This is a genomic window from Niastella soli (genome assembly GCF_017742245.1).
GTDB classification, from domain to species: domain Bacteria; phylum Bacteroidota; class Bacteroidia; order Chitinophagales; family Chitinophagaceae; genus Niastella; species Niastella soli.
Map to the genome: position 1 here is coordinate 1 of NZ_JAGHKO010000011.1, position 26,372 is coordinate 26,372.

Genomic DNA, 26,372 nt, shown 5'->3' on the forward strand with positions numbered 1-26,372 from the left:
TGTCGCTGGCAGCAATAAGTGCCGCGGTGTTTGCATCCCCAATAGAGTTACCAAAGATCATAACTGACATTGCAGGTTACCTGGCGGTCGCCGGCAGCGTAATGGGCGCCGTAAGCCAAACGGCGGTGCTTAATGAAGAAGAATAGTAACTGGTGTCTATCGTTTAAATTCCCGTAATGTAAAACCGTCTCGGCTCAGCCGAGATGGTTTATTCCTTTAATTACTCCTTTGACAACCGGGACCGCATACAGAGGCCCCTGGTATGTGAAGGAGAAACATTAAAAAACTGACGAATGGCCAGACCTACCCGCCAGGGCATAGATTACTTCCCTTATGATGTGGATCTTGACCTGGATGATAAACTGCAGATGATAGTGGCTGAGTTTAAAGGTAAAGGCGAAATGCTCTTTATAAAGCTTTGTGCATGGATCTATAAGACGAACGGATATTATACTGAGTGGAATGAAGATGTACAATTGAGGTTCCTGAGACGTTACAATTACTGTGGTTTCTCAGTGAGTTTCTTAAATGAGGTTGTACCGAGGTGTATTAAATGGGGCCTATTTGATCAAGGCGTCTTTAATACGTTTCATATTCTCACTTCAGCACGTATTCAGGCTACCTGGTTGGACGCAACAAGCAGGCGAAAAGACTGCATAATAGATGAAAAAATGTGTTTATTGGAAGTTTCTGCCAGCATTCAGTTGACAGAAACTCCATTAATGTCGGAAGAAATGCCACAAAGTAAAGTAAAGGAAATAAAAGAAAAGAAGAGTAGTAGTACTGGCGAAAACGGCGGGGCCGTTTCGCCCCCCAAAAAAAGTTTGGAAGAACGGGAAAGAGAAATGGTTATTCGCCAACAGGAGTTTTACAAAAGCCTGGTTGAGTATGTGCCAACGTACGGCAAAGAAATGATCCGGGCTTTTTACGATTACTGGAGTGAACCCAATAAAAGCCGGACTAAGTTCAAAAAAGAAATGCAGGCCACCTGGGACTCGAAACTTCGTTTGGTTACCTGGGAGAAGAACCAGGAACGCTTTGGTAAGGGTGCAAAAAAGCAGGAAACACCGGTAACCACCGGCCCATCTGTCCGTGAAGTAGAAGAGGCTGAAAACCGTAAAAAACTAGGTATTCATGGAAAAAGCTAAAAACGACCGGGATAAGAAAAACAGGGATACCTGGCAAGTTGATGTATCAAACATGGTGTATGGTAAGCTCCCGCCGAATGCTAAAGATCTGGAAGAGCTGGTGCTTGGCGTCATCATGCTTGAGCCTGGTTCAATAGATCGGGTGTTGGAATACATATCAGCAGATTCTTTCTATTCGCCGGCACACCAGGAAATTTTCCGGAGTATGTTCACGCTACATCAAAAAAGCCAGCCAACGGATATCGGGATGGTTGTGGAGGAGCTTAAAGCCCAAAAGAAGCTGGAGGAAGTCGGCGGCCCTTATTACGTTACCATGCTAACAAACAAGGTTACCTCATCGGCAAGTATAGAGTTTTACGCAAAGGTCATCGCTCAAAAATATTTAGCCCGGGAAATGATCAGGGTAGGCTCCGAGATAGTGCAAAATGCATATGAAAATTTTAACGATGCCTTCCAACTGTTGGATTTAGCTGAGCAACAGCTGATGAACATTGGTAGCAAGCATGTACATGGCGATGTAAAGGGCATGGATACGGTGATGGTAAACACGATCAACCGGATTGAAGAGTGGCGTAAACAGGACAGTCCTATTACCGGTGTTCCTTCGGGTTATGAACAATTAGACCGGGCCACCCGTGGCTGGCAGCCATCCGACCTGATCATTCTTGCTGCCAGGCCATCGGTGGGTAAAACTTCATTTGCCCTGCGGTTGGCACGTAATGCCGCACTCAATGGGATAAAACCGGTACCAGTTGCCATATGGTCTCTGGAAATGGAAGATGTACAGCTGGGGTTGCGCATGCTGGCAGCAGAAAGCGGGATGATGCTCCACCGTCTTCAAACTGGTTGTTTGGGAGACGAGGACATGGCCAGATTATACCGCACCGGTATACACACTTTGGCCGGCACAAAGATCTTTGTTGACGATCAACCGGGGCTTAATCTGCTGAAGCTACGAGCCAAAGCCCGCCGGCTGAAAAAAAGGTATGATATTGGCCTGATCCTGGTTGATTACTTACAGTTGATGAGTGATGATGATAACAGGGGGAACCGCGAGCAGGAAATTTCGCGCATTAGCCGCGGCCTGAAGTTACTGGCGAAGGAGTTGGGTATACCGGTGATTGCACTATCTCAACTAAGCAGAGATGTAGAAAAGCGGACAGGAGTCAAAAAACAGCCCCAGCTAAGTGACTTACGGGAATCGGGGTCTATCGAACAGGATGCGGATGTTGTAATCTTTCTGTGGGGGCCAGAGGATGAGGAAATTGAGAAGGATGCTTCGCTGCGAGACCGCAGGTATGCGCGTATTGCCAAGGCCCGCAACGGCATGCTTCTTACCATCAATTTTGAGCTGAATAAAGATACGCAGGAGTGGGAAGAGACGGAGCAGGATCCGTTTTCGAAACCCCTTCCATTAGCCGCACCCGCTCAGCCTGTACGACCGCTGAAAACTGGGTGGAAGGAAAGCCCACGTTTGCCATATGCGGACGATACAAAAGACGAAGAGCTGCCTTTTTGAAAATGAATTCCGGCAATAACACCCTTAGCCGGTAGTATGGGCGCAGTGAGTCAGACAGCGCCCCCTGTGAAAGAAAAGGCGGGATGCTACCATATTTATTTCTATTACCCCAAGCTGCCCGATGGGGCAGCATTCATACAGATTTCCATTATTCGCATAATCCTGTATTCAGTTTTTAAGAATACCCTGCAGAAAACAATTATTTATATTGTCTATCAGTAAATACCTTCTTTCATTATTCAATGAGCAATCTTCAACCGCAATTTGTAAATGCCAGAAATATAACCAGCATGTAACATCTTTATTGAATTTCGATTGATATAAATTTTCAGCAATACCCCTCTCAAAGTTTTGCATTATGAATGGTTCCAGCTTTTTTTCCCTGAACTCATGTACCAATTGCCATGCATCCGGGTAATACTTTTTAATTTCTCTGCAAAGCGATGGCGGTAAAATATCCACTGTACGCTTTATATAGCTGAATAAGTTATTCATTTCAGCGGCGGCATCCTGTGAAATATCAGGACAGGCGCTTAAAAATTGTTCACTTTTAAAAACAATATGCTCAAACATAGTCATTACAAGCTTCCCTTTATTTTCACAAAAACTGTATAATTTTTTTCGGGACATACCACTCTTTAATGCCACCTCCTGCATGGAGGTGTTTTTAACGCCTTTTTTTATAAAATAAGACAATGCATTTTTCATGATGATCGGGTCACCGGCTTTTACTGGCGTATCAAATATTGAATGCGAAACAATAGATTTCATTGCAAATGATTTTATTATAAAAAGATCCTGATATGTAACGGTGAAAATCAAACATAGCTATTTACCATCGTACGGACATGGTTAGATTACCTACGCTATGTCTATATAAACCTTTTATATATGAATTGCTGTAAGTTTGCGTATAAGACATGCCAAAATTTCCATGAGCTATAACAGCTCCAAATTGCACATTTGAAGCCAGGTGCCGGATGTTTTTAGCTGGTTCGTCGTTGTTGGTGTCTACATTGTCATCGTTTTCATTTTTCCTTTTTCCCTGCAATAGTGAATTATGCGCTACCAAATCTGCCATCGGTTTAAACACAAAATAATATTGTGTTTTTACCAGTTTCCCATTTCGTTGAAATGAGCCAAACTGGTTAACATAGCCATCAAAGTATGGAGACATTCTTCCGATGCGTATCATTGGGTACATGGTCAATGCATCTATCAGGGAACCTGCCGCTGCCTGTACACCACCATTTACTTCGATCCAGTTGCCTATTGACAGAAATTGTTTTTCAGCAATGAAATTTATGTTCACAAGTGGCATAGTGCGTAACTGATTGTCCCAACCCATTGGCTTTTGATAATTTATCAGGGAATGAAAACCTTTTTGTACAGGTTCTGCCAATGATGCTGGGCCACGCACTCCGGCCATTACTTCTGTTTGGAAATTGTATTTCTTTTCGGGGTTGTAGGAGTGCAGCGAGTGTATGGCCAGCAACGCGCCTGCATATGGGTAATCGTGTGGCTGATATTCAGTAGTGCTGATGTTGTTAGGTGTCGCCATTACCTGCATAAGGCTCCAGCCATACATGTTTTTGCTGCTATCGCCTGCATGGGGCATAAGTCTGTCAAGGAAAAATCGTGATTTGTTTTTCTTTTCATAAAAGAAGTCGAGCCTGGTTCCGTCGCTGTAAGCCTTATCTGTTCCATTTCCTTTTATGTTGAAGTAATCATCATCTTCGTAAACCCTGAACATCCTGGTTGGTTCTTTGGTTTGCGCAAAACTTTTGACAGATATCATACACAGGAAAATAAAAAATAGCTGGTAAACCCTTTTCATAAAAATATTTATCGTATTAATAAAAATGTAAAAAAATCGGATGCAGTTATTAAAAGGTATTGAAGATTCAGAAAAAAAGGGAGAGATTGGATCTCTCCCATAAACCTAACAAGTCAACTGAAAAACTGCAATGCAAAGTTGAAGCAAAGCGAAGAACATAGGAATGTTCAGAGGTGGGCAGAATATGTCAGAATGAGTTAAAAGCCCAAAATTTGAAGTAGCTGCTGTACATTTCATTTGTTCATTCGCACATCATTTGGTGAAGCGTTTTGGACATAAAATTTATACCTTCAAACATTCTTTATTCTGCTTAACCGATGAAACTTTGCTATTTCAAAACAAGAACTCATGAAAATATATATTGTACAGGAGATTGAAGGATATAAGATTTTTAAAGTGTCTGATAATTTGATTGAAGAATTTGAAACAGCAAAAAAAGATTGTATCGTAGCCCGTGGGAGAAATATTTATGAGGTACTTACAACATTTGATATAATGCCAAAGCTGGATCGATTGGAATTAAATGCAAAGCTGGAGAAGTATAAATCTAGTCAGATCAATAATATAGAACCCAACATTGCTTCCTGATTAGTTTAGGCAAAGATGACGGAAGGTATAATCGGTGACCATAATCAGGAATGACATAACTTTGAAATTATAAAGTAATAGGATCCCTGGGTCATTTTCTTTTGCACTGATATGAAACCCAAAACAAATACAGTTCCTCAGCATTCATTTGCAGATGTCCTGTCAGTAATAGGACGGCAAACGGATTCTGCTGGCCTGTATATTATAAAAGAAGCAGGGGATGAAAGTAATCCGGGTAATTTTATTCAGTATCCCTTTCGCTCAGATCATTTTATTGTTTTATTACAACTGGAAGGAAGCGGGCATAGCAAGATCAATTTTGCAGACTATACCACCCACAAAGGTCAAGTATTGACTATTCCGCCCAATGCCATTCGTCATTTTTCCATCCAGCCGCCCGAATGTCGCTTCGCAGCCCTGGTATTTACCAGCAGTTTCCTGTCGCAAAGCGGCCTGAACTTGAAGCATACCGATCTGTTTGACCTTCTGTCTGCCACCAACTCCTACAGGCTTGATCCTGAACCCCAGGAATTTGAGCTGTTGCGAAACTTATTCCATGTGCTGTACGAAAAATATACATCAAATAACAGCAGCTCCCTCGATCAACAGGTGATAGATCATCTCTTTCAGGCAATTTTATATGAATTAAGCGCTGTTTATCACCGATGTAACAGCCAGAAAAAAGTGGAGTACACCAGGAAAGAAGACATTAGTATGCGCTTCGTAAAATTGCTTGCTGAATCGTTTAGACAGGAACGCAGTGTAATGTACTATGCAGAACAATTACATGTAACGCCCCGCTACCTTTCCCAAACAGTAAAAGAGATCACCGGCAAATCCGCCGGGGAACTGATAGACGAAATGGTGATCATGGAAGCCAGGGCATTATTGAACGATGTTTCCTTTACCATAGCCCAGGTGGCGGACAGCCTGTTTTTCAGCGACCAGTTCTTCTTCAGTAAGTATTTTAAACGCCATGCAGGAATTTCACCTTCCGAATACCGAAGATCATCGTGATACGCATATTTCAAGCATGAAAGCAGTACTTTGCTTAATGTGCTGATAATCATATAGGGATATCTTGCATCGCCAGCCAGTACCCCCAGATGACGCTGATAATAGTAAAAAATGCTCCCGACCAAAACGCCGTACCTGCTTTTCATATTATTTGTCTTACTTCATGAATATAACAACAGGCTGCTGAGCACCCTTCGCGATTTTGTTCATTTAGACATATACTCCCCACCTTCCAACATTTTCCAGGCACTTCCTTATTGCCATCTTTGTGATGCAATTAGTAAAGCATTATTCTGCCGGAACGATAATAAGATTTACGACGAGCCTTGCACACAAACTTGAATTTCTTCAAAGGAAATATAATACGAGTGATATTGAAATCCGGGGATGCCCTTCATCGCTGAGCCGATGCCCCAAATACGATTGCTGCGGCAAGCAGTGTTGATTACTATAGTTTGTAGCCCTAATTAAAATATTCACATTAAATAAGTCAATTATGAAACCGCAACATGTTCATCAGGAAGTTTTGATTTTTGCAACCTCAACACTTTCACAGAGGACGCTATATAGAAAAAACAGTAGCAAAAAAAGCATCTCTGCTATCGAGGAACTGGAAGAAGCATTCTGGGATGGTTTGTTAAATGAAATAGTTCCTGAAATCATGCCCTCAATACAGCAACCAGAGATGGTTATCTGGAAGATAAACGCAGGAAAATATTATTTACTCATTGATTTGGCGGACAATCCTGGAACTATTGAATCAACTGAAGCAATACTTTCTATAGACCCTCATTTATTTTCATCTGAAATTAATATGAGTTGATTAAAGATGCAGACACAGCAATGGACAATTATAAAATCAAGCAGAAATGAAAATAACCCGCGAAATACAACAACAGGCTGCTGAGTATGTGCGGGTTTATCTTACAGATAAACTATCACAGCTATATTGTTATCATAACTTTCAGCATACTAAAAACATCATTAACGCCATCAATGAAATTGCGGACGGGATGCGTTTGAATGATCAACAACGTTTGATCCTGCTTGTTGCAGGATGGTTCCACGACATTGGTTACGTTTACGAAATTGAAGGCCACGAACAAATAAGTGCACGCATGGCTGAAAGATTTTTGAAAGACAAAAGAGTGGACGCGGAGGACATCAGCATGGTAAAGTCATGCATATTGGCTACCACATATCCCCAGCATCCGGGATCTATTTTAGAGCAAGTGATTTGCGATGCTGACCTGTTACATCTTGGGAAGAAATATTTTCTTCAAAAGGCGGCGCTAATTAGAGAAGAATGGAGCCTCACACGGAAGTTTACTTATACGGATGAGCAATGGCACTCCTTAAATCTTGAATTCATCAGCAAGCATGTTTTTCACACTGCATATTGCAGGAAGAATTATGATAAGAGAAAGTACAAGAATATTGTTTTTCTGACAAAGCTATTGAGAGAGAATAGGAAAAAGCAATCCCTTCAGGTAAAAAAAGAAAATGACATTGAATTGGAAAGTGAAAAAAACGGGAGGGAGATGAAAATGGAAAGGGGGGTAGAAACCTTTTTTAGAACAACCTCCCACAACCATATGCAGTTGAGCAGCATGGCTGATACTAAGGCCCACATTCTTTTAACAATAAATTCTATTCTTATCTCAATTGTGATTTCTGTTCTCACGAAAAAAGTTGATCAAAGTACCTACCTGGTGTGGCCAATCGCATTACTTCTGTTTGTTTGTCTTGTTACTACTGTATTTGCGGTCCTCACTACAAAGCCGAAGCTTTCAAAGGGAATATTCACGGAGGAACAAGTGGCTCGAGGAGAAGCGAACCTCATGTTCTTCGGCAACTTCCATAACATGGATCTCAAAACCTATGATTGGGGGGTGAAGGAGATCATGAATGATCGTGATTATCTCTACAGCAGCATGACGAGAGATATTTACTATCTCGGCAAAGTGCTGGCTTTGAAATATCGTTATCTGAATATCGGTTACAAGGTCTTCATGTACGGACTTATTGTTTCTGTTGTTGCTTATGGCATTTGTTTCATCTGTATGAGGTGATCACAGGTAAACTAAAAAGAAGATGGAAAGATTTTTTAAAAACATATCGGCGTCCATTCTGATAGTGGTGGCGGGAGTTCTGCCAGATTCAGGCTTTGGGCAGGGACAGCCAAAAGCAGGTACAGTGAAGGTGCCGGCAAATGCTGATTATGACAAGGCAGGTCATCTGAAACGAGTCATGTTGGGGGAACATTATCGGAAAGAGTGGGCATGCGCGATTGATTTTCCAGTGCTCAATTTGGATGTAGAAGCCGGAGGACTTACAGCTGAGAAATTGGGAGGGGGGCATCAAACAAAATCGCTGAGATTAAAGGGAGCTGACGGAAAAGAATTTGTTTTGCGATCAGTAAACAAAGATCCCTCAAAAGCACTCCCAATTGAATTGGTAGGAACGCTCGCAAATACTTTATTGCAGGACCAGATCTCGTCATCAAATCCATTTGCACCACTGGTAGTAGCTCAACTTGCGGAAAGTGCAGGTATATTCCATACAAACCCCAGGTTAGTGTACGTTCCTGCTTCAGCACGGCTTGGTGAATTTGAAAAAGATTTCGCTAATACTATTTGCCTGTTTGAAGAAATCCCTTCCGGCGATAAGGCAGATCCCAACTTTGGCTACTCTGCTAAAATTGTGAACTCCGAGCGGCTTTTTAAAATATTGACTGCTGACCCGGATCATCGCGTGGACCAATTTGCTTTTCTGAAAGCAAGATTATTCGATATGTGGATCGGCGATTGGGACCGCCACGAAGACCAATGGCTGTGGGCAGCATTCAAAAATGACGGTCTGACTTTTTATAAACCGATCCCCAGAGATCGCGACCAGGCCTTTGCGAAATTAGATGGAGTTATTCCTACCATAGCTACTAGAAAATGGGCAGTACGTCAATCACAGCATTTTGACTATACCGTCCGGGACTTAAATGGATTGAATATGTCGGGATATTATCTTGACAAAAATTTTACGAATCAGCTGACACTAAATGAATGGCTTGAAACGGCAGCAGACCTTCAAAAAAGGTTGACTGACGAAGCAATCGAAAGCGCAGTCAAAGCAATGCCCGGCAAAATATTTACGATATCGGGTCCCTCGATCATTTCAAAGCTAAAAAAGCGGAGAGACGATTTAAAGAGGTATGCAACTCAGTATTATAAATTCCTTGCCGAAGAAGTATATGTTACCGGCACCGAGGAAAAAGAAATCTTTGAAGTCAGAAGATTGAATAGTGATTCCACGCTGGTTACTGTGTACAAACAAAAGGAAAACGGGGCACAGGAAATCATTTTTGAAAGAGTGTTTCTGAGAGAGGAGACACATGAATTGAGGTTATATGGATTGGGTGGAAATGATGAGTTCAGGTTGAATGGTGATGTAAGAAAAGGAACGCTTGTGCGAATCATTGGAGGCAGGGGGAGCGACCATGTCGTGGACAGTTCTTCCGTAAATGGATGGAGCAGGAAAACAAAAATATATGATAATGAAATTGACAATGACAATACTTTCAAAAAATCAAAGGAAAGCCGGCAATATATCAGTGATGATACTTTGAAGAACGATTTTCAACGCGGGGCATTTCGCTATGACTGGCTTGGCTTGAAGCTGAGTCCGGGGTACAATCCTGATGATGGTGTTTACCTGGGTGGTGGAATTATTTTCAAGAAACAAAAATTTGGAAAGGCTCCCTATGGATCAATGCAATCCATTTGGGGCAATTATGCCGTTGCTACCGGCGCGTACAATTTCTGGTACCAGGGAATTTTCAAAGAGGCAGTTGGTAAATGGGATTTGAACGTGGACGCAAAGCTAAATGCACCGAATTATATTCGTAATTATTATGGAATGGGAAATGAAACCGAAAATGTTGCTGACAGGAGCTTTTACCGGGTGCGATCAAATGATCTTGCTATTATGCCGTCACTCCAAAAACAATTCGGGAAGCACCACAGCATTGAATTTGGAACAGGCTATCAATCAATAAAGCTCAAAGAAGACGCGAGCAGGTTAGTCTCCCGGTTATACGCTAAACTTGATTCAACTGACTTTGAAAGAAAATATTATGGTATAGTGCATGTTGGTTATCAATTCAGCACGCTTGACGCAGGGTATTATCATAGAAAAGGAATAAGCATAAAAGCAGGGGCTAAGTATACAAGAAACATTGAGGACTCAAAAGACTTCATGCAATTATATTCGGAATCCACTGTCTTTTTTTCAACAGGTGCGTGGACTGCAGCATTGAGAGGCGGAGTGGCAACCAATATTGGAAATAATTACGCATTCTACCAGGCTAATACTGTAGGAGGCTCTTCCAATTTGCGCGGTTACAGAAGGGATAGGTTCTCGGGAAAGACAAGTGTATTTAATAATACCGAAGTGCGATACAAGATCGGTAACTATAATGGTTACATTTTTCGTGGAGAGTTTGGATTGCTAACCTTCTTTGACAATGGTCGCGTTTGGACGCCGGACGAAAAATCGACTACCTGGCATTGCGGTTACGGCGGAGGCTTCTGGGCGCTTGTCTATAACCGTTTGCCGATGACTGTGACATATGGAACATCTAAAGAAAACAATTTGTTGACTGTGAAGGCGGGATTTTTGTTTTAATTCAAGTTCACAAAAAACACATTCAGACATTCAATGAATACATACATGCATATTCTGGTAGATTCTCTTTAGTGAACTTTGTGTTATCAACCTTTGGAACGGGTTTTTGCGGTTTAATCCAGGTGATCCCTATTGGCCTAATCGTGATCGCTTTATTCTTTCAGCCGGTTATGGCTCTGCCTTGATATATAGTTTATTACGATGAAAATGATCCAACGTTGCATGAGGCAGCAACCGATGATGTGCATTTCCTGCAGGGAGCATAAAAAATTATTACTTAGAAAATAAATGGTATGAAAAATTCAGTTGCAAGAATTTCCGATTTCGGACAGAGTATTTGGCTTGATTATATAAGAAGAAAGTTCATTTCATCGGGTGAGTTGAAGAAGCTGATTGATGAAGACGGGCTGAAAGGAGTAACCTCCAATCCGGCTATTTTTGAAGAAGCCATTGTAAAGAGCAATGATTACAATGAAACACTGGTAACAATGGCGAAGTTAGGTATTTCAGCAAACGATATCTTTTGGTCTATTGCTATTGAAGATGTGCAAAATGCTGCCAGATTATTTACGGAAGTATATAAGAAATCAAACGGACTGGATGGTTATGTAAGTCTTGAAGTATCGCCGGACCTGGCTTTAAATACGGAAGGAACTATTGCGGAAGCACATTCCTTATGGAAAGTGGTTGGCCGCAAGAATGTAATGATTAAAGTGCCGGGCACGAACCAGGGATTGCCGGCTATAGAACAACTCATCAGCGAGGGTATCAATGTAAATGTTACGTTGTTGTTTGGTTTGGACAGATACCGGGAAGTTACTGAAGCTTACGTCGATGGTTTGGAAAAACGAGCCCGAAATGGAGAATCAGTACACGATGTAACATCGGTAGCCAGTTTCTTTCTCAGCCGCATTGACACCTTGATAGATCCGATGCTGGAAGAGTTAGCGAAAAATAATGATGAAAAACGTGAATTGACGGGCAAACTTGTAGGAAAAGTAGCCGTCGCCTGTGCCAGGGAAGCTTATCAGATTTATAAAAATGTTTTTGGCAGCGAACGTTTTAAACGACTGGAAGCAAAGGGTGCAAAACCGCAACGGCTTTTATGGGCCAGTACTGGCACGAAAAACAAAGCTTACAGGGATGTGATGTATGTGGAAGAATTAATAGGCTTCAATACCGTAAATACCGTTCCAATACAAACATTAGACGCTTATCGTGACCACGGGAAGCCGGCTGCACGGTTAGAACAAAATATTGAAGAATCGAAACTCGTACTTCAGGAGCTTAAAGAGCTCGGTATCGATTTAAAATTGGTAAGTGAAAAATTAGAAGATGAGGGTATTCAGAAGTTCGTTCAGTCATTTGAACATTTACTGCAGGTGATTGATCAAAAACGCCTGGAAGTAGTGTCATGAAACAACGATGAATTCGATAAAATAAAAAAATATGGACGCAAAAGGACAATACGAATTTGGAATAGTAGGCCTCGGGGTTATGGGTCGAAGCTTGCCAATTATCAAAAATAAGGGTGCTGTTTTTAAACTACAGAATTTTGCGAGCAGAGAATAGAGGGAATACGGCGATAATAATACCTGTGGAAGCCAGTAAACCAAAGCGGGAATGAAGTGCTAACAGAAGTAAAAAAGGATGAAACTTATGACAGAAGGACAGGAATAATTACCACTTCTTCCTGCTTTTTTAAATCACTTTAATTCAAATTCTTCGAAAAAGATATTATTCAAAAAAATGAAAAAGATAATTATCAGCTTATTTACTATTCTTTTTGTGACTGGTTTTGCATATAGTCAACAAGACAATACAGATATCGATATAGTACAATCAGTATTTGGCAGAAGTAAAAGAATAATCATAGATCAAAATATGCAATTGAATGAAAATCAAAAAAAATCTTTCTGGTGCATATATGACCAATACGAAGAAAAGAGGAAGACTATAGAGAAGGAAGGCTTTATGCTATTGAAGGAGTATGCGGGCAATTATCAAACTCTGGATGGAACTAAAGCCCACAAGCTGATCGTGAATTTCATGAAGAGTATGGATGGATATAACACGCTCCATGAAGTTTATTTCAGAAAAATGGAAAAAGTAATAGGAGGTTTAAAGGCTGCTACATTTATTCAGTTGGAAACCTACATCCAAACAGCGGTTCAGGCAAATCTGCAGAGCCAGGTTCCGGTGGTAGGAGAATTGGAACGGTTAGACAGGCAAAATACAGAACGAGAAACCGGGACACTAAAACAATAAAAAAAATAAAAAAGGTTAGGGTTTCCGAATAGGATTTGAAGTTGATTGAGCAACCAAAAAAGGTAGATATGAGGCCGTCAGCAACACAAATCGTTCTCTTTGCACGATGTTCAATTAATTGAGAAAACTCTTTACAAGAAAGCCTGCAAAATAAATTATTTGCAGGCTTTTTATCTTTTAGGGCTTTAAAACTACTTTTAGACATACAATTTATACCTCCAAACATTCTTTTTCTATTTAGGCCATAAAACTTTGCTGCTTCAAATGCAAGAAGCCAGGTGGTGGAAACATGTACTTCAGCGACCAGTTCTTCTTCAGTAAGTATTTTAAACGTCATGCTCGAATTTCACCTGCCGAATGCCGAAGATTATTGTAATACAAACGCATAGCCCTAAATTCAGTACTATTTATTCGTCTTTCGCAACTACGTTAATTTAGACATATACTCCCCACCTTCCAACATTTTCCAGGCCATTACTTACCTGCAACTTTGTGATACAAATATTACATATGGTAAGAAACAATAAGAAAGGAAGTAATGTAGCTATAATAGGAATCGGTGAAACCAATATGAGTTATGGCGTTGTGGCCAGCCTGTTACAACAAGACGCTACTGTTGTAGTGCCGGTACAAAGTTCACATCATCTGAATATGCTGGATCGTTATCTGAAAGGCTACAATAAAGGCAAGATTGTAACTATTCTTACAGATTTACCCGACTATGACAAAACTATTGAACTTGTAGAGATGGTGATTGAAGAATATGGTCCGATCAATATCATAATATCCCCATTTAATTATGCGTCCGTGAATGCTGATTTTTCCCATATCAGTATTATTCAGTGGCAGCGGGCGGTAGAAGAAAATCTCGCAGTGTACTTCATTTTCTGTCGTGCTGCTATTGATGCAATGAAGAAATGCGGTCGGGGCATGTTTGTAGCCATCGTCAATATGGAAGGTCTTGGAAGTAAATCAGACAACAGGATGACCGAGATGCTGGTGGCTGGACAAATGAAGATGGCCCGCAGCTTTTTTGAAGAAGTAAAAAATACCGGCGTAAAATTTTATCATTTATTTATTAATAACCTGAATATCGATCCGGAGCAGCAAGAACCTGGCAGTAAAATCATCACTCCGGAGATGATTGCGCAGTACATTCTCCATATCCATAAAGAGGATGATCATTCTTTAACCAGCCCCTTTCTTTTTCTCATGGGTAAACCTGATCCAAATATAGATCAGTTTTTCAAAAATAATTAGACAGGTGGGGCTTCTGTTGTCATTGGGCCTTCACATCTGTGGTAACTCTTTATCTCGCAAAATAAAATAAACCAATCAATCATGAATTTACTTAACAAAACTCTATTTGCTATAACCATACCAGTATGGGTTTCCTGCGGTCACCAGAAAATAGAGGCCATCAAATCGGCTCCCATTACAAAAGTTGCCGTGCAGGAAATTACTGCCGAAAACCGCCCTGAAGTATTGCATTATTCCGGCACCATTGAAGCCGATAATAGCCAGTCGCTCACCTTTTCCGTGATGGGAAGGGTAATAGCTGTGCATGTTCTGGAAGGGCAGCAGGTTCACCAGGGACAATTACTGGCATCCATTGAAACGCAGGACTATGCCAACGCCCTTCAAATTGCAAAAGCTGCCGAAGTACAGGCAACTGATAATTTCACCAGGTTACAGGTGCTATATACTAAGGGAAGTTTGCCTGAAAGGGATTATATAGCGGCCAGGTCAGCACTCATGCAGGCACAGGCCAATACTAATGTCGCCAGTAAAAAGCTGGCCGATACAAAACTGTATGCGCCTTTTTCCGGTATTATTTCAGCAAAGCTGATTGATAGAGGGGCCTCTGTGGCGCCAGGTATCCCGGCTTTCACTATCTTAAAAACTGATCAGGTATATGCTAAAGCTCCCATAACAGAAAGCGATATCAGTAAACTTACTATTGGTAAAGAGGTAACGGTGATCATTCCTGTGCTGAGTGACAGTGTCAAAGGTAAAATCACCATCATCAATCCACAGGCTGATAATACGTCCAGAACCTATAATGTAAAAGTAAGACTGAATAACAGCAGCAAAAAACTTATGCCGGGTATGATCACTGAGATGTTTGTTTACACCGGCAGCAAACAGCAGGATATTGTAATACCTGCCGCTTCTATAGTCCGGGATGCCGATAATCTTACTTATGTATATGTGGTCTCCCCGCAGCGTAAGGCCATTCGCCGGCGCATCACGCCTTCCAGTGTTACAGCCAGTAATGAAGTGGTCGTACAGGCAGGGTTACAGCAAGGCGACAAGCTCATTGTAGATGGTCAAACCCGCCTTGAAGATGGCAGCAGCATTCAATTCTAAATTATCAGGCTAATCTATAGTCATTTCTGAAAATATTAAATCGTTCAAATCAAATGAAGAAGTTGCTGAAAATGCATTACCTGGAAGCTGCTATGAAGCATAAACAGGTTGTTATTGTGGTAACAGCCATGTTACTGGCACTGGGTACATGGTCGCTGATGAACATGCCACGCAGTGAAAATCCCAACATAGATATGCCTACCGCTATGGTATACGCTTTTTATCCCGGGGCTGATGAAAAACAGGTAGAACAGGAAGTAACAAAAAAAATAGAGCAATACCTCTTTACTTTCGAAGAAGTAAAGAAACATAAAACAAGGTCCGAGACCAGGGAAGGACAAACCTTTATCACCGTGGAAATGTATACATCGGTGAAAGACCGTAAAAAATTCTGGCATACCCTGCAATTGGATATGGATGCCAAATTGCGGCCTCAATTACCTGGTGGCGTGATAGGGCCTTTCGTAAATAGTAGTTTTAGCGATGTAACAGCCATGATCGTTGGTGTGTCATCACCCATGCGCAGCTATGCTGAAATAGAAAAATACCTCGACAAACTGGAAGATGGTATCAAAACCATTCCCGTGGTTTCCAAGATCAACCGCACAGGCGTTCAAAAACAACAGTTGTATATAAATGTAAGCGACGAGAAAGTGCGGCAATATGGTTTTGATATGGCCACGCTGATAGGTGTATTACAACAACAGAACGTTACAAATTATTCCGGCGAGCTGAACATGGCATCGAACCACATTGTTCCCATTTATACCAACAGCCGCTATAAAACGGAAAATGAGGTGGCTAACCAGATCGTTTATACAAAACCAGACGGTACAGTGGTGCGTCTGAAAGATGTGGCTACCCTGGAACGCCGCTTTGAAGAAAAATCATCCTATGTACGAATGGGAGATAACGACAAAACTGCGGTGTTATCCATCAACATGCAACCTGGTAATAACATTGTTGATTTTGGCAAGAAAGTAGAGGCAAAGATCAGGGAAATAGAAAGGGCTTTTCCGGCTGATGTGAAGATCACTACCATTGTTGACCAGCCAAAAGTAGTGGAAGAAAGTATTAACCATTTCATGGTTGAATTTGGCATGGCCATCGGCTCGGTGATCATTGTGGTGATGTTGTTATTGCCCATCCGGGTTGCTGCAGTGGCATCTGTGGCCGCACCGATTTCCATCCTCATCACCTTTGGTGTTATGAATTTAGTGGGCCTGGAATTACACCAGGTGACCCTGGCAGCGCTTATTATTGTGCTGGGCATGGTGGTTGACAATGCCATTGTGGTAGTTGACAATTATATTGAGAAATTAGACGAGGGCATCACACCCTGGACAGGTGCCTGGCAGGCAGCCAAGCAACTTACCCTTCCCATTTTTACAGCCACACTGGCGATCATTTTTGCTTTTGCACCGCTGGCTATTTTCATGGATGGCATTCCCAAAGACTTTATGGCGTCGCTGCCACCTACCATCGCCATTGCGCTGATCGCTTCCATGCTGGTAGCGCTGTTGTTGACGCCTTATACCTGTTATGTGTTCATTAAAAAAGGCTTGAAACACAAGGACAGCAACAAACCTGCGAGAAAAAGCCTCCTCGACTACCTGCAACAGGGCTTCGACAAAGCTGTGGAATTTTGCTTTCGCTGGCCCAAATCAACCATTTCGGTTGGTGTGGCTGCCGTGGTATTGGCCATTGGCATTGCCGGCAAAGTGGATCCTGAGTTTTTCCCTATCAGCGAGCGCAACCAGTTCAATATGGAAGTATGGATGCCTTCGGGCTCATCCCTGCAGCAAACAGAATCCACAGTAAAGCGCCTGGAAGAAATGTTGAAAAAGGATAAAAGGGTAGTGCAGGTCACAAGTTTTATGGGCATGAGCTCTCCCCGTTTCCATACCGCCTATGCGCCGGAACCACCCCGCCGCAGTTATGCGCAGGTATTTATTACCGCCACCAGCGCTAAAGCTTCAGATGAGATGGTGCATGAATATCTTAAAAAACTGGATGGTTTTTTACCAGACGGAAATATAAAATTAAAGCAATTGAGTTTCCAGGAAGGTGCTCCCATTGCTGTTAGGGTGTTTGGAGATAATCAGAGCGACCAGAAAAAAGTAGCAGCCCAGGTTAAAAAAATATTAGAGAATGCAAGGGGCACTAATTGGGTAAGGCTCGATTGTGAGGAGGATTATTTTGGAATACAGTTAAAGATCAATTCAGATAAAGCCAACCGGCTCGGTATTTCAAACCAGGCTATTACGCAAACTTTAGGGGCCGGCCTGAAGGGATATGCACTATCCACATTATGGGAAGGAGATAAACCCGTGGATATTTTCCTTCGATTTGATTCTGCCAGCCGTAAAGATGCGCAGGCCCTCGAAAACCTGCATGTGAGTACCATGTATGGCGACAAGGTGCCTTTAAAAGACGTAGCTGAGCTTACACCCTCATGGCACACGGGTATGATAGCCCACCGCAACGGATTGAGAGCTTTATCAGTTTTATCAGAAGCGCAGATGGGCGTACGAGCATCGCGTATCCTGAAAGAAATACAGCCTCAGATCGATCAGTTACAGCTGCCGCCCGGTATCAGCATTGCCTATGGCGGCGATGCGGAATCCAGCGCTGACAACCAGCCAACCATGATGACATCCCTGGCCGTTAGCCTTGTGCTGATCTTCCTGACCCTGATGTTCCAGTTTAAAAGCCTTGGCAAAACGCTGATCATACTGGCTACTTTCCCGCTTAGCCTGCTGGGCGCCTTTATGGGGTTGTACCTCACCGGCAATCCTTTGGGTATGACAGCCTTTATGGGTATCGTAGCCCTGATCGGAATTGTGGTACGTAATGGTATCATTCTCGTCGATTACACAGATGAAATGATACGCGATCATGGTTACACATTGAAGGCTGCTGCCCTGGCTGCTGCCAAACGCAGAATGCGTCCCATTTTTCTCACATCTTCGGCTGCTGCGGTGGGGGTAATCCCCATGATCCTTGGCAAGTCGCCTATGTGGGCACCCATGGGCAGCGTGCTGGCTTTCGGTTTAATAGTTTCTATGGCACTGACCCTTTTTGTGGTACCGGTACTGTATAAACAGTTCATTAAACCTGAACCGGCTCTCCCCGAATCGCCTGAGCCTGAAGAAGACAGTCCTGTATTTTATCAACTATCGCAATCTTAACAGAAAAACAGCAGGAATTGCTGCATTGTCAAATCATTCAATTTTTATAAATCAATGAACTTAATTCAATATATAAAGCCGTTGCTGGCAATTGCAATCATCTCGTTGCCGTATTGGGCTACGGCACAACGGGAATTAACACTCGAAGAAGCCAGGCGGCTGGCAGTAGCCAGGAATAATAACCTGAAGGCTGCCCAGCAAAGAATAGAAGCGGCGAAGGCCCAAAAAGCCGAGGCCGATGCCAAAGATAAACCGAGACTGGACGGAGCTATCACTGGTTGGTATGTAGGTGATCCGCTGTATAAACTGTTACCAAAGTATGGAGTCAGTCCCAGTGTGACAGCTTCACAGCCCGTTTATGCGGGCGGCAAGATAAGAGCTGGAAAAGAAATGGCGGCAAAAGGGGTTGAGATAACCGAAGAACAAAAGGTATTAACAACGGCTGAAGTGGTGCTGGCAACGGAAAGCGCTTACTGGCAAGTGGTTTCGGCGAAAGAAAAAATAAAACTGGCCCAACAGTTTGCCCGGCAATTAGAAGGCCTGTATACAGAACTCAATAATGCCTATACAGCTGGCCTCACTTATAAGAATGACATCCTGCGGGTAAAAGTGCAGCAGAATGACAATGAACTCAACCTCACCAGGGCCAATGATGCATTGGTTTTGACTAAACTTAACCTGGCACAGATAACCGGCATGTGCGACAGCACTGAGTTCGATATCCCCGATTCAGTTGTTGGGGAGTTCAATAAGGAAACGTTGAGCAGGTCAATAGATGAAATAACAGCCAACAGACCGGAAATAAGGATCCTTCAAAAATCTATTGAAGCGGAAAAGATCCAGGAGAAAATACTGAAGGCCGATTTCAAGCCCACCATCGGATTGAGTGCAACCGGTCTCGGCGGCTTTGGCAAACAGGGGATCAACTTCTCCAAGCCAACCAGTAATAGCTTTACCTCCTACTATGGCACGGTGCAGTTAAGTATTCCCATATTCGACTGGGGCCAGCGTAAACAAAAAGTAAAGCAACAGCAACATACCATTGAGGCGCAGCAATACCAGCTGCAGGAAACAAAAGAAAAGATCTCACTGGAAGTGCAGCAGGCTTATTTGCAACTGAATGAATCGGCGAAACGGGTTGAGTTATCCAGTGCATCCCTGGAACAGGCAGACGAGAATCTGAGGTTGAGCAATGACCGTTTGAAAGTAGGAACTATAACAGGACAGGATGTACTGGAAGCTCAAACCATCTGGCAGCAGGCGTTCAGCAATATCATCGACGCCAAAGCTGCATACCGGACTAATGAAGCAAAGCTCTACAAGGCATTAGGTATAACAAGGTTGTGAAATTCCGGATGGATCTACATTGATTAATTAGGAAGGGAAAATCATGAAAAAGAATGTAATTATTGTTGGGGGCGGGTTTGCAGGATTGGAACTTGCAAAAAAACTGTCGAGCAACCAGCATTTTAAAGTAACAGTAGTAGACAGGAATAATTATCACTTCTTCCCGCCTTTATTGTACCAGGTATCAACCGGATTTATTGAGCCGTCCAATATCAGTTATCCTTTCCGGAAAATGTTCCAGGGCTTGCAAAATATCAGGTTTTACATGGGTGAGTTGGTAAATGTTATTCCTGAAACGAATACCATTGAAACAAACACCGGATTCCTGGGCTATGATTACCTGGTATTGGCAATGGGTACAGAAAGCAATTTTTTCGGCAACGATAATGTGAAAAAAAATGCTTTGCCCATGAAGACGATAGAGGAGGCCGTGAACATCCGCAATTACATATTGTTACGACTGGAAGAAGCCGCTCGTTCTACAGCTTCAGCCGACAAAGAGCGATTATCCAATATTGTGATAGCAGGTGGGGGACCTACCGGCGTGGAAATGGCCGGCATGCTGGCAGAAATGGCACGCCATATTTCGTCTAAAGATTATCCTGAGGTTTCTTTCCCTGCGGGGCATATTTATTTGATAAACGGATCGCCTTCTTTGCTTGGTCCCATGAGCAAAAAATCACAGGCAGCGGCATATAAAGTGCTAAACAGGTTGGGGGTGAAAATGGTGTTGAACACGCTCGTGAAAGATTATGTAAATGATGAAGTGATACTCTCAAACGGTGATAAAATAAGTTCGGCCACATTGATCTGGGCATCGGGAGTGATTGCACGTGAAGTAAAAGGATTGCCGGCAGAAGCGATCACAAGAGGCCGGCGTATTATGGTGGATGAAATAAACCGGGTAAAAGGTTGCAATAATATTTTTTCAATTGGCGACCAGTGCTTTCAATCAAGTGATAATAACTATCCCGATGGACATCCGCAATTAGCGCAGGTAGCTATTCAGCAGGGCCTGCTGTTGGGCAATAATCTGAAAAGGCTGGATGCGCGCAAACCGGTAAAAGCTTTCAGGTATCATAACAAAGGAAGTATGGCAATTATTGCTAAATATAAGGCGACGGTTGATTTGCCGGAAGGGTCTTTCAAAGGTTTTTTTGCATGGCTGGTTTGGCTGTTCATTCACATTATACCATTGGTTGGCTTCCGGAATAAAATGAAACTTTTCCTCAACTGGTTTTGGAGTTTTCTTACTAATGACCCGGCGCTGCGGCTGATTTTCAAAACTATTAATCAAAAAAAATAATGGATCACTTTACGAAAAAGGATACAATAAGACTAAAAAAATAATGATATGGCTTTGTTAAATGATTTAATGTGGCGTTATGCTACTAAGAAAATGAACGGACAAACAATTCCAAAAGATAAATTGGATTATATACTTGAAGCTGCCCGTCTTGCTCCTTCGTCGTCTGGATTGCAGCCATACCAGGTTTTTGTAATCACAAACAAAAGCCTGCTGAGTCAAATCAGAGGTTTTTCAAACGACCAGAGTCAAATTACTGATTGCTCCCACTTACTGGTTTTTGCTGCGTGGGACAGTTATTCGTATGAAAGAATAGGAGATGTTTTTCTGAGAACGGTTAAAGAAAGAGGCCTGACTGAGAACGCCAAGGATGCCTATCATAAGCGAATATGGGATATTTATGAACCATTAGGCCGGAAATGGCAAAGTGAACATTCAGCAAAACAGGCATACATAGCATTGGGACTGGCGGTTGCAGCAGCAGCAGAACAAAAGATAGACTCAACGCCAATGGAAGGGTTCGACAAAGATAAAATGGATGAATTACTTAGGCTTGAAAAGTTAGGCCTGAAAAGCGTGGTAATATTACCCATTGGATATAGAGATGAAGATCATGACTGGTTGTTAAACCTTAAAAAGGTACGAACACCCAAAGAGGAATTTATTACAGAACTATGATTGCCTAAATCAGCAAGTCAAAAAAATGAAATATGCAGCCAGTTACCAAGTGGAAGATAGAGAAGGTGCATAGCACTATTGGGTTCATTGTAAAACACCTGATGGTCTCAAACATAAAAGGGGAATTTAAAGAATATGAGGCTAGTATATCTACAAACGGCGAAGATTTTTTAAACGTTGAAATGAATGTTCTTATCAACTCCGCATCTATCAGTACCGGTGATGCTGCCAGAGATGCGCATTTAAAAGGGGAAGGTTTTTTTCATGTGAAAAAATTCAAAACGATCAATTTCAGTGGAAGTGATTTTAAAAATATCAGAGATGATATGTACCTCCTGAATGGCAATCTCACTATAAAAGATATTACCAGGCAAATTGCGCTGACTGTTGAATCTGGTGGAATGATCAAAACACCTCAGGGCGATAAGAGAGCATACTTTTTGGTTACCGGCAAGATCAGTCGTAAGGACTGGGGGTTAACCTGGAGTACGTTAATGGAGAATGGCGGTGTGATCGTGGCAGATGAAATCCTTGTTAACTGTGAAATTGAACTGATTGAAGAATTGGAACAAATTCATTAGAAATGTGCGGAAGCAGCTTTGGAAGTAATTATTAATACTATTTTATGAACGCTGAAGAAAAAAGAATAACAAACCCTGTATGGAAAAAATGGGGACCTTATGTAAGTGACCGGCAGTGGGGAACTGTTCGGGAAGACTATAGTCGTAATGGAGATGTGTGGACCAGCACAACGCATGATATGGCAAGAAGCATGGCCTGGCGCTGGGGTGAGGAAGGTATTGCAGGTATTAGCGATGATCAGCAACTGTTGTGTTTTGCTATTGGTTTATGGAATAAAAAGGATCCAATCATTAAAGAGCGGTATTTCGGATTAACAAATCAGGAAGGTAATCATGGCGAGGATGTGAAGGAAATGTATTACTACCTCGATTCCACACCAACCCATTCCTATATGAAGATGCTTTACAAATATCCTCAAAATGAATATCCTTATGAATGGCTGATAGAGGAAAACAAAAGGAGAGGCCGAAAGGAACCTGAATTTGAGATCATGGATACAGGAATTTTAAATGAAGACAAATATTTTGATGTATTTGTGGAATATGCCAAAGCAGCCGAAAATGATATCCTGATCAAATTAACCATTCATAACCGTGGAGAAGAAGCAGCCTCGTTGCATGTATTGCCCACGCTATGGTTTCGTAATACCTGGGCGTGGAGCTATGACGATTATAAACCGGATTTGAAATTAACAAATGAAGGAAATATTGCGATTACACACCGCGATCTTGGGAGTTATACATTCTATACAAATGCAAAGGCCGACACCCTGTTTTGCGACAATGAAACCAATCTTAAAAAACTTTATGGTGTCGAAAATGGATCACCTTTCACAAAAGATGGTATTAATGATTACCTGGTGCATCGCCATAATGATGCTGTAAATATAGATGCCACCGGTACAAAGGCTGCAATCAACTATGATATTGTAGTGAATGCAGGGCTGAGTGTGACACTACGTTTTCGCCTGGGCCCTGGTAATATCAATCAACCGTTTAAAGATTTTGATGATCTGTTCGTTCAGCGTAGGATAGAAGCTGATGTGTTTTATGCAGAATTACAAAAAGATATGCAACCAGATGAAAAACGGGTACAACGCCAGGCATATGCGGGGCTCTTGTGGAGCAAACAATATTATTATTACAATGTTGACCAATGGCTCAATGGAGACCTGGCACATCCTGCACTACCGCAAGAACGCAAGTTTGGTCGCAATCATCAATGGAGACACTTGAACAATGGCGACATTGTTTCGATGCCTGATAAATGGGAGTTTCCATGGTATGCTTCCTGGGACCTTGCATTTCACAGCGTATCTTTCGCAGGTGTAGATCCTTCATTTGCTAAACAACAATTGCTCCTGCTTACAAAGGAATGGTACATGCACCCGAATGGCCAACTGCCGGCTTATGAATGGAATTTTAATGATGTGAACCCACCGGTACATGCCTGGGCAACATGGCGTGTGTACGAGATAGAAAAGGATAATAACAATGGCAAGGGTGATCGGGCGTTTCTGGAATCTGTATTTCATAAGCTACTCTTGAATTTCTCATGGTGGGTAAACAGAAAAGATGCAAACGGAACATATATTTTTGAAGGCGGCTTTTTAGGGCTGGATAATATTGGTGTTATAGATCGCAACCAGCTCGCTGCAGGTGGGTGGCGGTACGAACAGGCGGATGCTACAAGCTGGATGGCTATGTTTTCGCTGAACATGATGCGGATTGCATTAGAGCTCGCTGTCACCAACTGCGTATACCAGGAAATGGCTATCAAGTTCTTTGATCATTTTTTATACATCGGTGATGCGATTGAAGATATGTATGATCAAAACGGATTGTGGGATGACGAGGATCACTTCTTTTATGATGTTTTAAAAATGCAGGGCGATGGAACTAAAAAAATGAAAGTACGCAGTATGGTAGGGTTGATTCCTTTATTTGCCGTTGAAGTACTTAATGAGAAGTTGCTCGAACAGGTGCCTGAATTTACCAGGCGGCTTCAAAAGTTCTTAAGCCGTCGTCCGAGGGTGGCCGGACTTGTTTCGAAATGGAAAGAGAAAAATGTTGGACAGAAGCATTTGCTTTCATTGGTGCCTGTTTATCGAATGAAAAAAATATTAAATCGCTTGCTCGATGAAAAGGAGTTTCTCAGCGATTACGGCATTCGTACACTGTCAAAACACTACGGGCAAAGCCCTCATACGATGCAATTCAATGGCAGTGATTTTAGCGTTGAATACACGCCGGGTGAAAGCACAACCGGTCTCTTTGGTGGTAATAGCAACTGGCGGGGGCCCATTTGGTTTCCCCTGAATTATTTGATCATTGAAAGCCTGCAGCGTTTCCATGAATACTACACGGACGATTTTAGGATAGAATTTCCCAAGGGAAGTGGTGCATATCTTACATTAAAAGAAATCGCCACTGAACTTTCAATACGTTTAGCTGCCATTTTTACCAGAGATAAGAATGGAAGACGAGCTGTTTTTGGTGAAAATGAAAAATTACAAAATGACCCGAATTTCAACAACCACATTTTGTTTCACGAATACTTTCATGGAGATACGGGTAAAGGATTAGGCGCCTCACATCAGACTGGGTGGACAGCGTTGATTGCAAACCTGCTGCAGCCTTCTAAAAAGGTGGGGTATGAACATGAAAAAAATGGAATGGCAACTTATAATCGCAGGGTGGACTTTTTATAAATAAGAAAGCAAATCTTGATTAAAGAAAGATGAAGAGCAAAAAGGCAGATGACCTGATAAAGGAGAAATCAAAGGAAATGTTTTTCTCCTACGGATTGAGAAGCATTTCGATGGATGACGTGGCTAATTTATCAGGCATTTCGAAGAGGATCATTTACCGGTACTTTGAAGATAAGAATGCATTGGTTCGTGCAGTTGTCAAAGACCTGATACAATCGCATAAGCGATTCTTTGACACATGCCAGGCTTCAGCGAAAGACGCCATTGATGAAGTTATAAAGCAAAATTCTGAACCATTCGAAATTTGGACACCCATTCGACCGAGGTTTTTCTTCGATCTGGAAAACTTCTTTCCAGGTCCATGGAACGACCTGGAACTATACAAATTAATTATGCTTGAAGGCATAGTGCGCAACCTGAAATGGGGCAGAGAGGAAGGTCTTTACAGCGATCAGGTTAGCATGGTTTTTATCGCAGAGGTGCGCTTGCATCAGCTTGTAAATTGTTTGCAGCCACAGTTAGTGGAAACTAAAAAATGGAGCATTCATAAATTCGTGGTGGAATTCACCAGGCTTTATTTACAAAGCATAACAACAGTAAAAGGTGAAAAGCTGCTTAATAGCTATCTGGAAGGAAAAGAGGACCTGTAATCGCTAATGGTGGTACCATTTTAAAAAATACTTTTAGACATATACCCGTTACGTCCAAACATTCTCTACAGTGTATTTAGTATCGAACTTTGTGTTATTAAATCAAAGCAACAACTGATCGGTAAACTCGAAGTAAATAGATTATATTTTAATTAAATTCAAACGCATGAGAAGATTTTTTAAGGCTGCCTTCGTGGTTGCTGCCTTCACGGTGAACAATGATGCAAATGCACAAGAAAGATTTTCTATTAGTGTCAAAGGTAGTTTTTTTCAAAAACCACCCGGTGACGGGTTCAAAGACCTGGCCTTTGGCGGAAGAGCAAATACCCACAATATGATAACAGAAATAGAAGTAGGACTCAAATATATGTTAATGTAATACAGTTTTAAATTTCAGATTTGACAGGCACAGTTTTCAGATTGGCGAGTGATGGTGAATAACAAGGGGAGCTTCGGCTCCTCTTTTATCTTTGTCAATGTA

At 42.0% G+C, this 26,372-nt stretch carries 22 protein-coding genes; 20 read left to right on the top strand and 2 right to left on the bottom strand.

From position 1 onward, the window contains the following. Positions 1-293: 293 nt before the first annotated feature. Entirely contained in the window at positions 294-1,148 is an 855-nt protein-coding gene (locus J7I42_RS26195; protein ID WP_209141851.1) for a DUF4373 domain-containing protein, read from the top strand. Beyond that, entirely contained in the window at positions 1,135-2,667 is a 1,533-nt protein-coding gene (gene dnaB / locus J7I42_RS26200; RefSeq protein ID WP_209141852.1) for a replicative DNA helicase, read from the top strand. Before J7I42_RS26195 ends, dnaB begins: the two co-directional genes overlap by 14 nt. Positions 2,668-2,835: 168 nt before the next feature. Here the strand turns inward: dnaB and J7I42_RS26205 are convergent, their stop codons facing one another. Next, the gene (locus tag J7I42_RS26205; RefSeq protein ID WP_209141853.1) at positions 2,836-3,438 is read right to left on the bottom strand and encodes a TetR/AcrR family transcriptional regulator; all 603 of its coding nucleotides are present in this window, start codon (positions 3,436-3,438) and stop codon (positions 2,836-2,838) included. Between the two features lie 61 nt (positions 3,439-3,499). After that, on the bottom strand, positions 3,500-4,504 hold the full coding sequence (locus J7I42_RS26210) for a lipid A deacylase LpxR family protein (protein WP_378572505.1): 1,005 nt from the start codon (positions 4,502-4,504) through the stop codon (positions 3,500-3,502). 348 nt (positions 4,505-4,852) lie between these two features. On the opposite strand from J7I42_RS26210, the gene J7I42_RS26215 reads away from it, so the two are divergent. From J7I42_RS26215 to J7I42_RS26300, 18 genes are all read left to right on the top strand, one after another. Then, positions 4,853-5,092: a hypothetical protein gene (locus tag J7I42_RS26215; RefSeq protein WP_209141855.1), complete on the top strand. Its 240-nt coding sequence runs from the start codon at positions 4,853-4,855 to the stop codon at positions 5,090-5,092. A 111-nt stretch (positions 5,093-5,203) separates the two neighbouring features. Next, complete coding sequence (locus J7I42_RS26220) at positions 5,204-6,109, top strand: helix-turn-helix domain-containing protein (protein ID WP_209141856.1); 906 nt, start codon at positions 5,204-5,206, stop codon at positions 6,107-6,109. A 496-nt stretch (positions 6,110-6,605) separates the two neighbouring features. Then, positions 6,606-6,932, top strand: coding sequence for a hypothetical protein (locus tag J7I42_RS26225; RefSeq protein ID WP_209141857.1), 327 nt, complete (start codon positions 6,606-6,608; stop codon positions 6,930-6,932). 46 nt (positions 6,933-6,978) lie between these two features. After that, the gene (locus J7I42_RS26230) at positions 6,979-8,181 is read left to right on the top strand and encodes a Pycsar system effector family protein (RefSeq protein ID WP_209141858.1); all 1,203 of its coding nucleotides are present in this window, start codon (positions 6,979-6,981) and stop codon (positions 8,179-8,181) included. 22 nt (positions 8,182-8,203) lie between these two features. After that, positions 8,204-10,789: a BamA/TamA family outer membrane protein gene (locus tag J7I42_RS26235; RefSeq protein WP_209141859.1), complete on the top strand. Its 2,586-nt coding sequence runs from the start codon at positions 8,204-8,206 to the stop codon at positions 10,787-10,789. A gap of 85 nt (positions 10,790-10,874) precedes the next feature. After that, the gene (locus tag J7I42_RS35740; RefSeq protein WP_378572861.1) at positions 10,875-10,994 is read left to right on the top strand and encodes a hypothetical protein; all 120 of its coding nucleotides are present in this window, start codon (positions 10,875-10,877) and stop codon (positions 10,992-10,994) included. An 88-nt stretch (positions 10,995-11,082) separates the two neighbouring features. Beyond that, positions 11,083-12,207: a transaldolase gene (tal, locus tag J7I42_RS26245; protein ID WP_209141860.1), complete on the top strand. Its 1,125-nt coding sequence runs from the start codon at positions 11,083-11,085 to the stop codon at positions 12,205-12,207. A gap of 331 nt (positions 12,208-12,538) precedes the next feature. Next, positions 12,539-13,057, top strand: a complete 519-nt coding sequence (locus J7I42_RS26250) for a hypothetical protein (RefSeq protein WP_209141861.1) — start codon at positions 12,539-12,541, stop codon at positions 13,055-13,057. Between the two features lie 510 nt (positions 13,058-13,567). After that, the gene (locus tag J7I42_RS26255) at positions 13,568-14,317 is read left to right on the top strand and encodes an SDR family NAD(P)-dependent oxidoreductase (RefSeq protein ID WP_209141862.1); all 750 of its coding nucleotides are present in this window, start codon (positions 13,568-13,570) and stop codon (positions 14,315-14,317) included. A gap of 81 nt (positions 14,318-14,398) precedes the next feature. Further along, the gene (locus J7I42_RS26260) at positions 14,399-15,427 is read left to right on the top strand and encodes an efflux RND transporter periplasmic adaptor subunit (RefSeq protein WP_209141863.1); all 1,029 of its coding nucleotides are present in this window, start codon (positions 14,399-14,401) and stop codon (positions 15,425-15,427) included. A gap of 53 nt (positions 15,428-15,480) precedes the next feature. Beyond that, the gene (locus J7I42_RS26265) at positions 15,481-18,618 is read left to right on the top strand and encodes an efflux RND transporter permease subunit (RefSeq protein WP_209141864.1); all 3,138 of its coding nucleotides are present in this window, start codon (positions 15,481-15,483) and stop codon (positions 18,616-18,618) included. Between the two features lie 54 nt (positions 18,619-18,672). Beyond that, positions 18,673-19,965 carry a TolC family protein gene (locus tag J7I42_RS26270; protein WP_209141865.1) on the top strand — a complete coding sequence of 431 codons (1,293 nt, stop codon included), beginning with the start codon at positions 18,673-18,675 and terminating at the stop codon, positions 19,963-19,965. Positions 19,966-20,008: 43 nt separating this feature from the next. Beyond that, on the top strand, positions 20,009-21,271 hold the full coding sequence (locus J7I42_RS26275) for an NAD(P)/FAD-dependent oxidoreductase (RefSeq protein WP_209141866.1): 1,263 nt from the start codon (positions 20,009-20,011) through the stop codon (positions 21,269-21,271). Positions 21,272-21,319: 48 nt separating this feature from the next. Continuing rightward, positions 21,320-21,949 (top strand): nitroreductase family protein, encoded by a 630-nt coding sequence (locus tag J7I42_RS26280; RefSeq protein ID WP_209141867.1) that lies wholly within the window; start codon positions 21,320-21,322, stop codon positions 21,947-21,949. A gap of 32 nt (positions 21,950-21,981) precedes the next feature. Next, positions 21,982-22,530 (top strand): YceI family protein, encoded by a 549-nt coding sequence (locus J7I42_RS26285; RefSeq protein ID WP_209141868.1) that lies wholly within the window; start codon positions 21,982-21,984, stop codon positions 22,528-22,530. 44 nt (positions 22,531-22,574) lie between these two features. Further along, the gene (locus J7I42_RS26290) at positions 22,575-25,241 is read left to right on the top strand and encodes an MGH1-like glycoside hydrolase domain-containing protein (RefSeq protein ID WP_209141869.1); all 2,667 of its coding nucleotides are present in this window, start codon (positions 22,575-22,577) and stop codon (positions 25,239-25,241) included. Between the two features lie 29 nt (positions 25,242-25,270). Beyond that, entirely contained in the window at positions 25,271-25,891 is a 621-nt protein-coding gene (locus J7I42_RS26295) for a TetR/AcrR family transcriptional regulator (protein ID WP_209141870.1), read from the top strand. 166 nt (positions 25,892-26,057) lie between these two features. Continuing rightward, on the top strand, positions 26,058-26,270 hold the full coding sequence (locus J7I42_RS26300; RefSeq protein WP_209141871.1) for a hypothetical protein: 213 nt from the start codon (positions 26,058-26,060) through the stop codon (positions 26,268-26,270). The last annotated feature ends 102 nt before the right edge of the window (positions 26,271-26,372 follow it).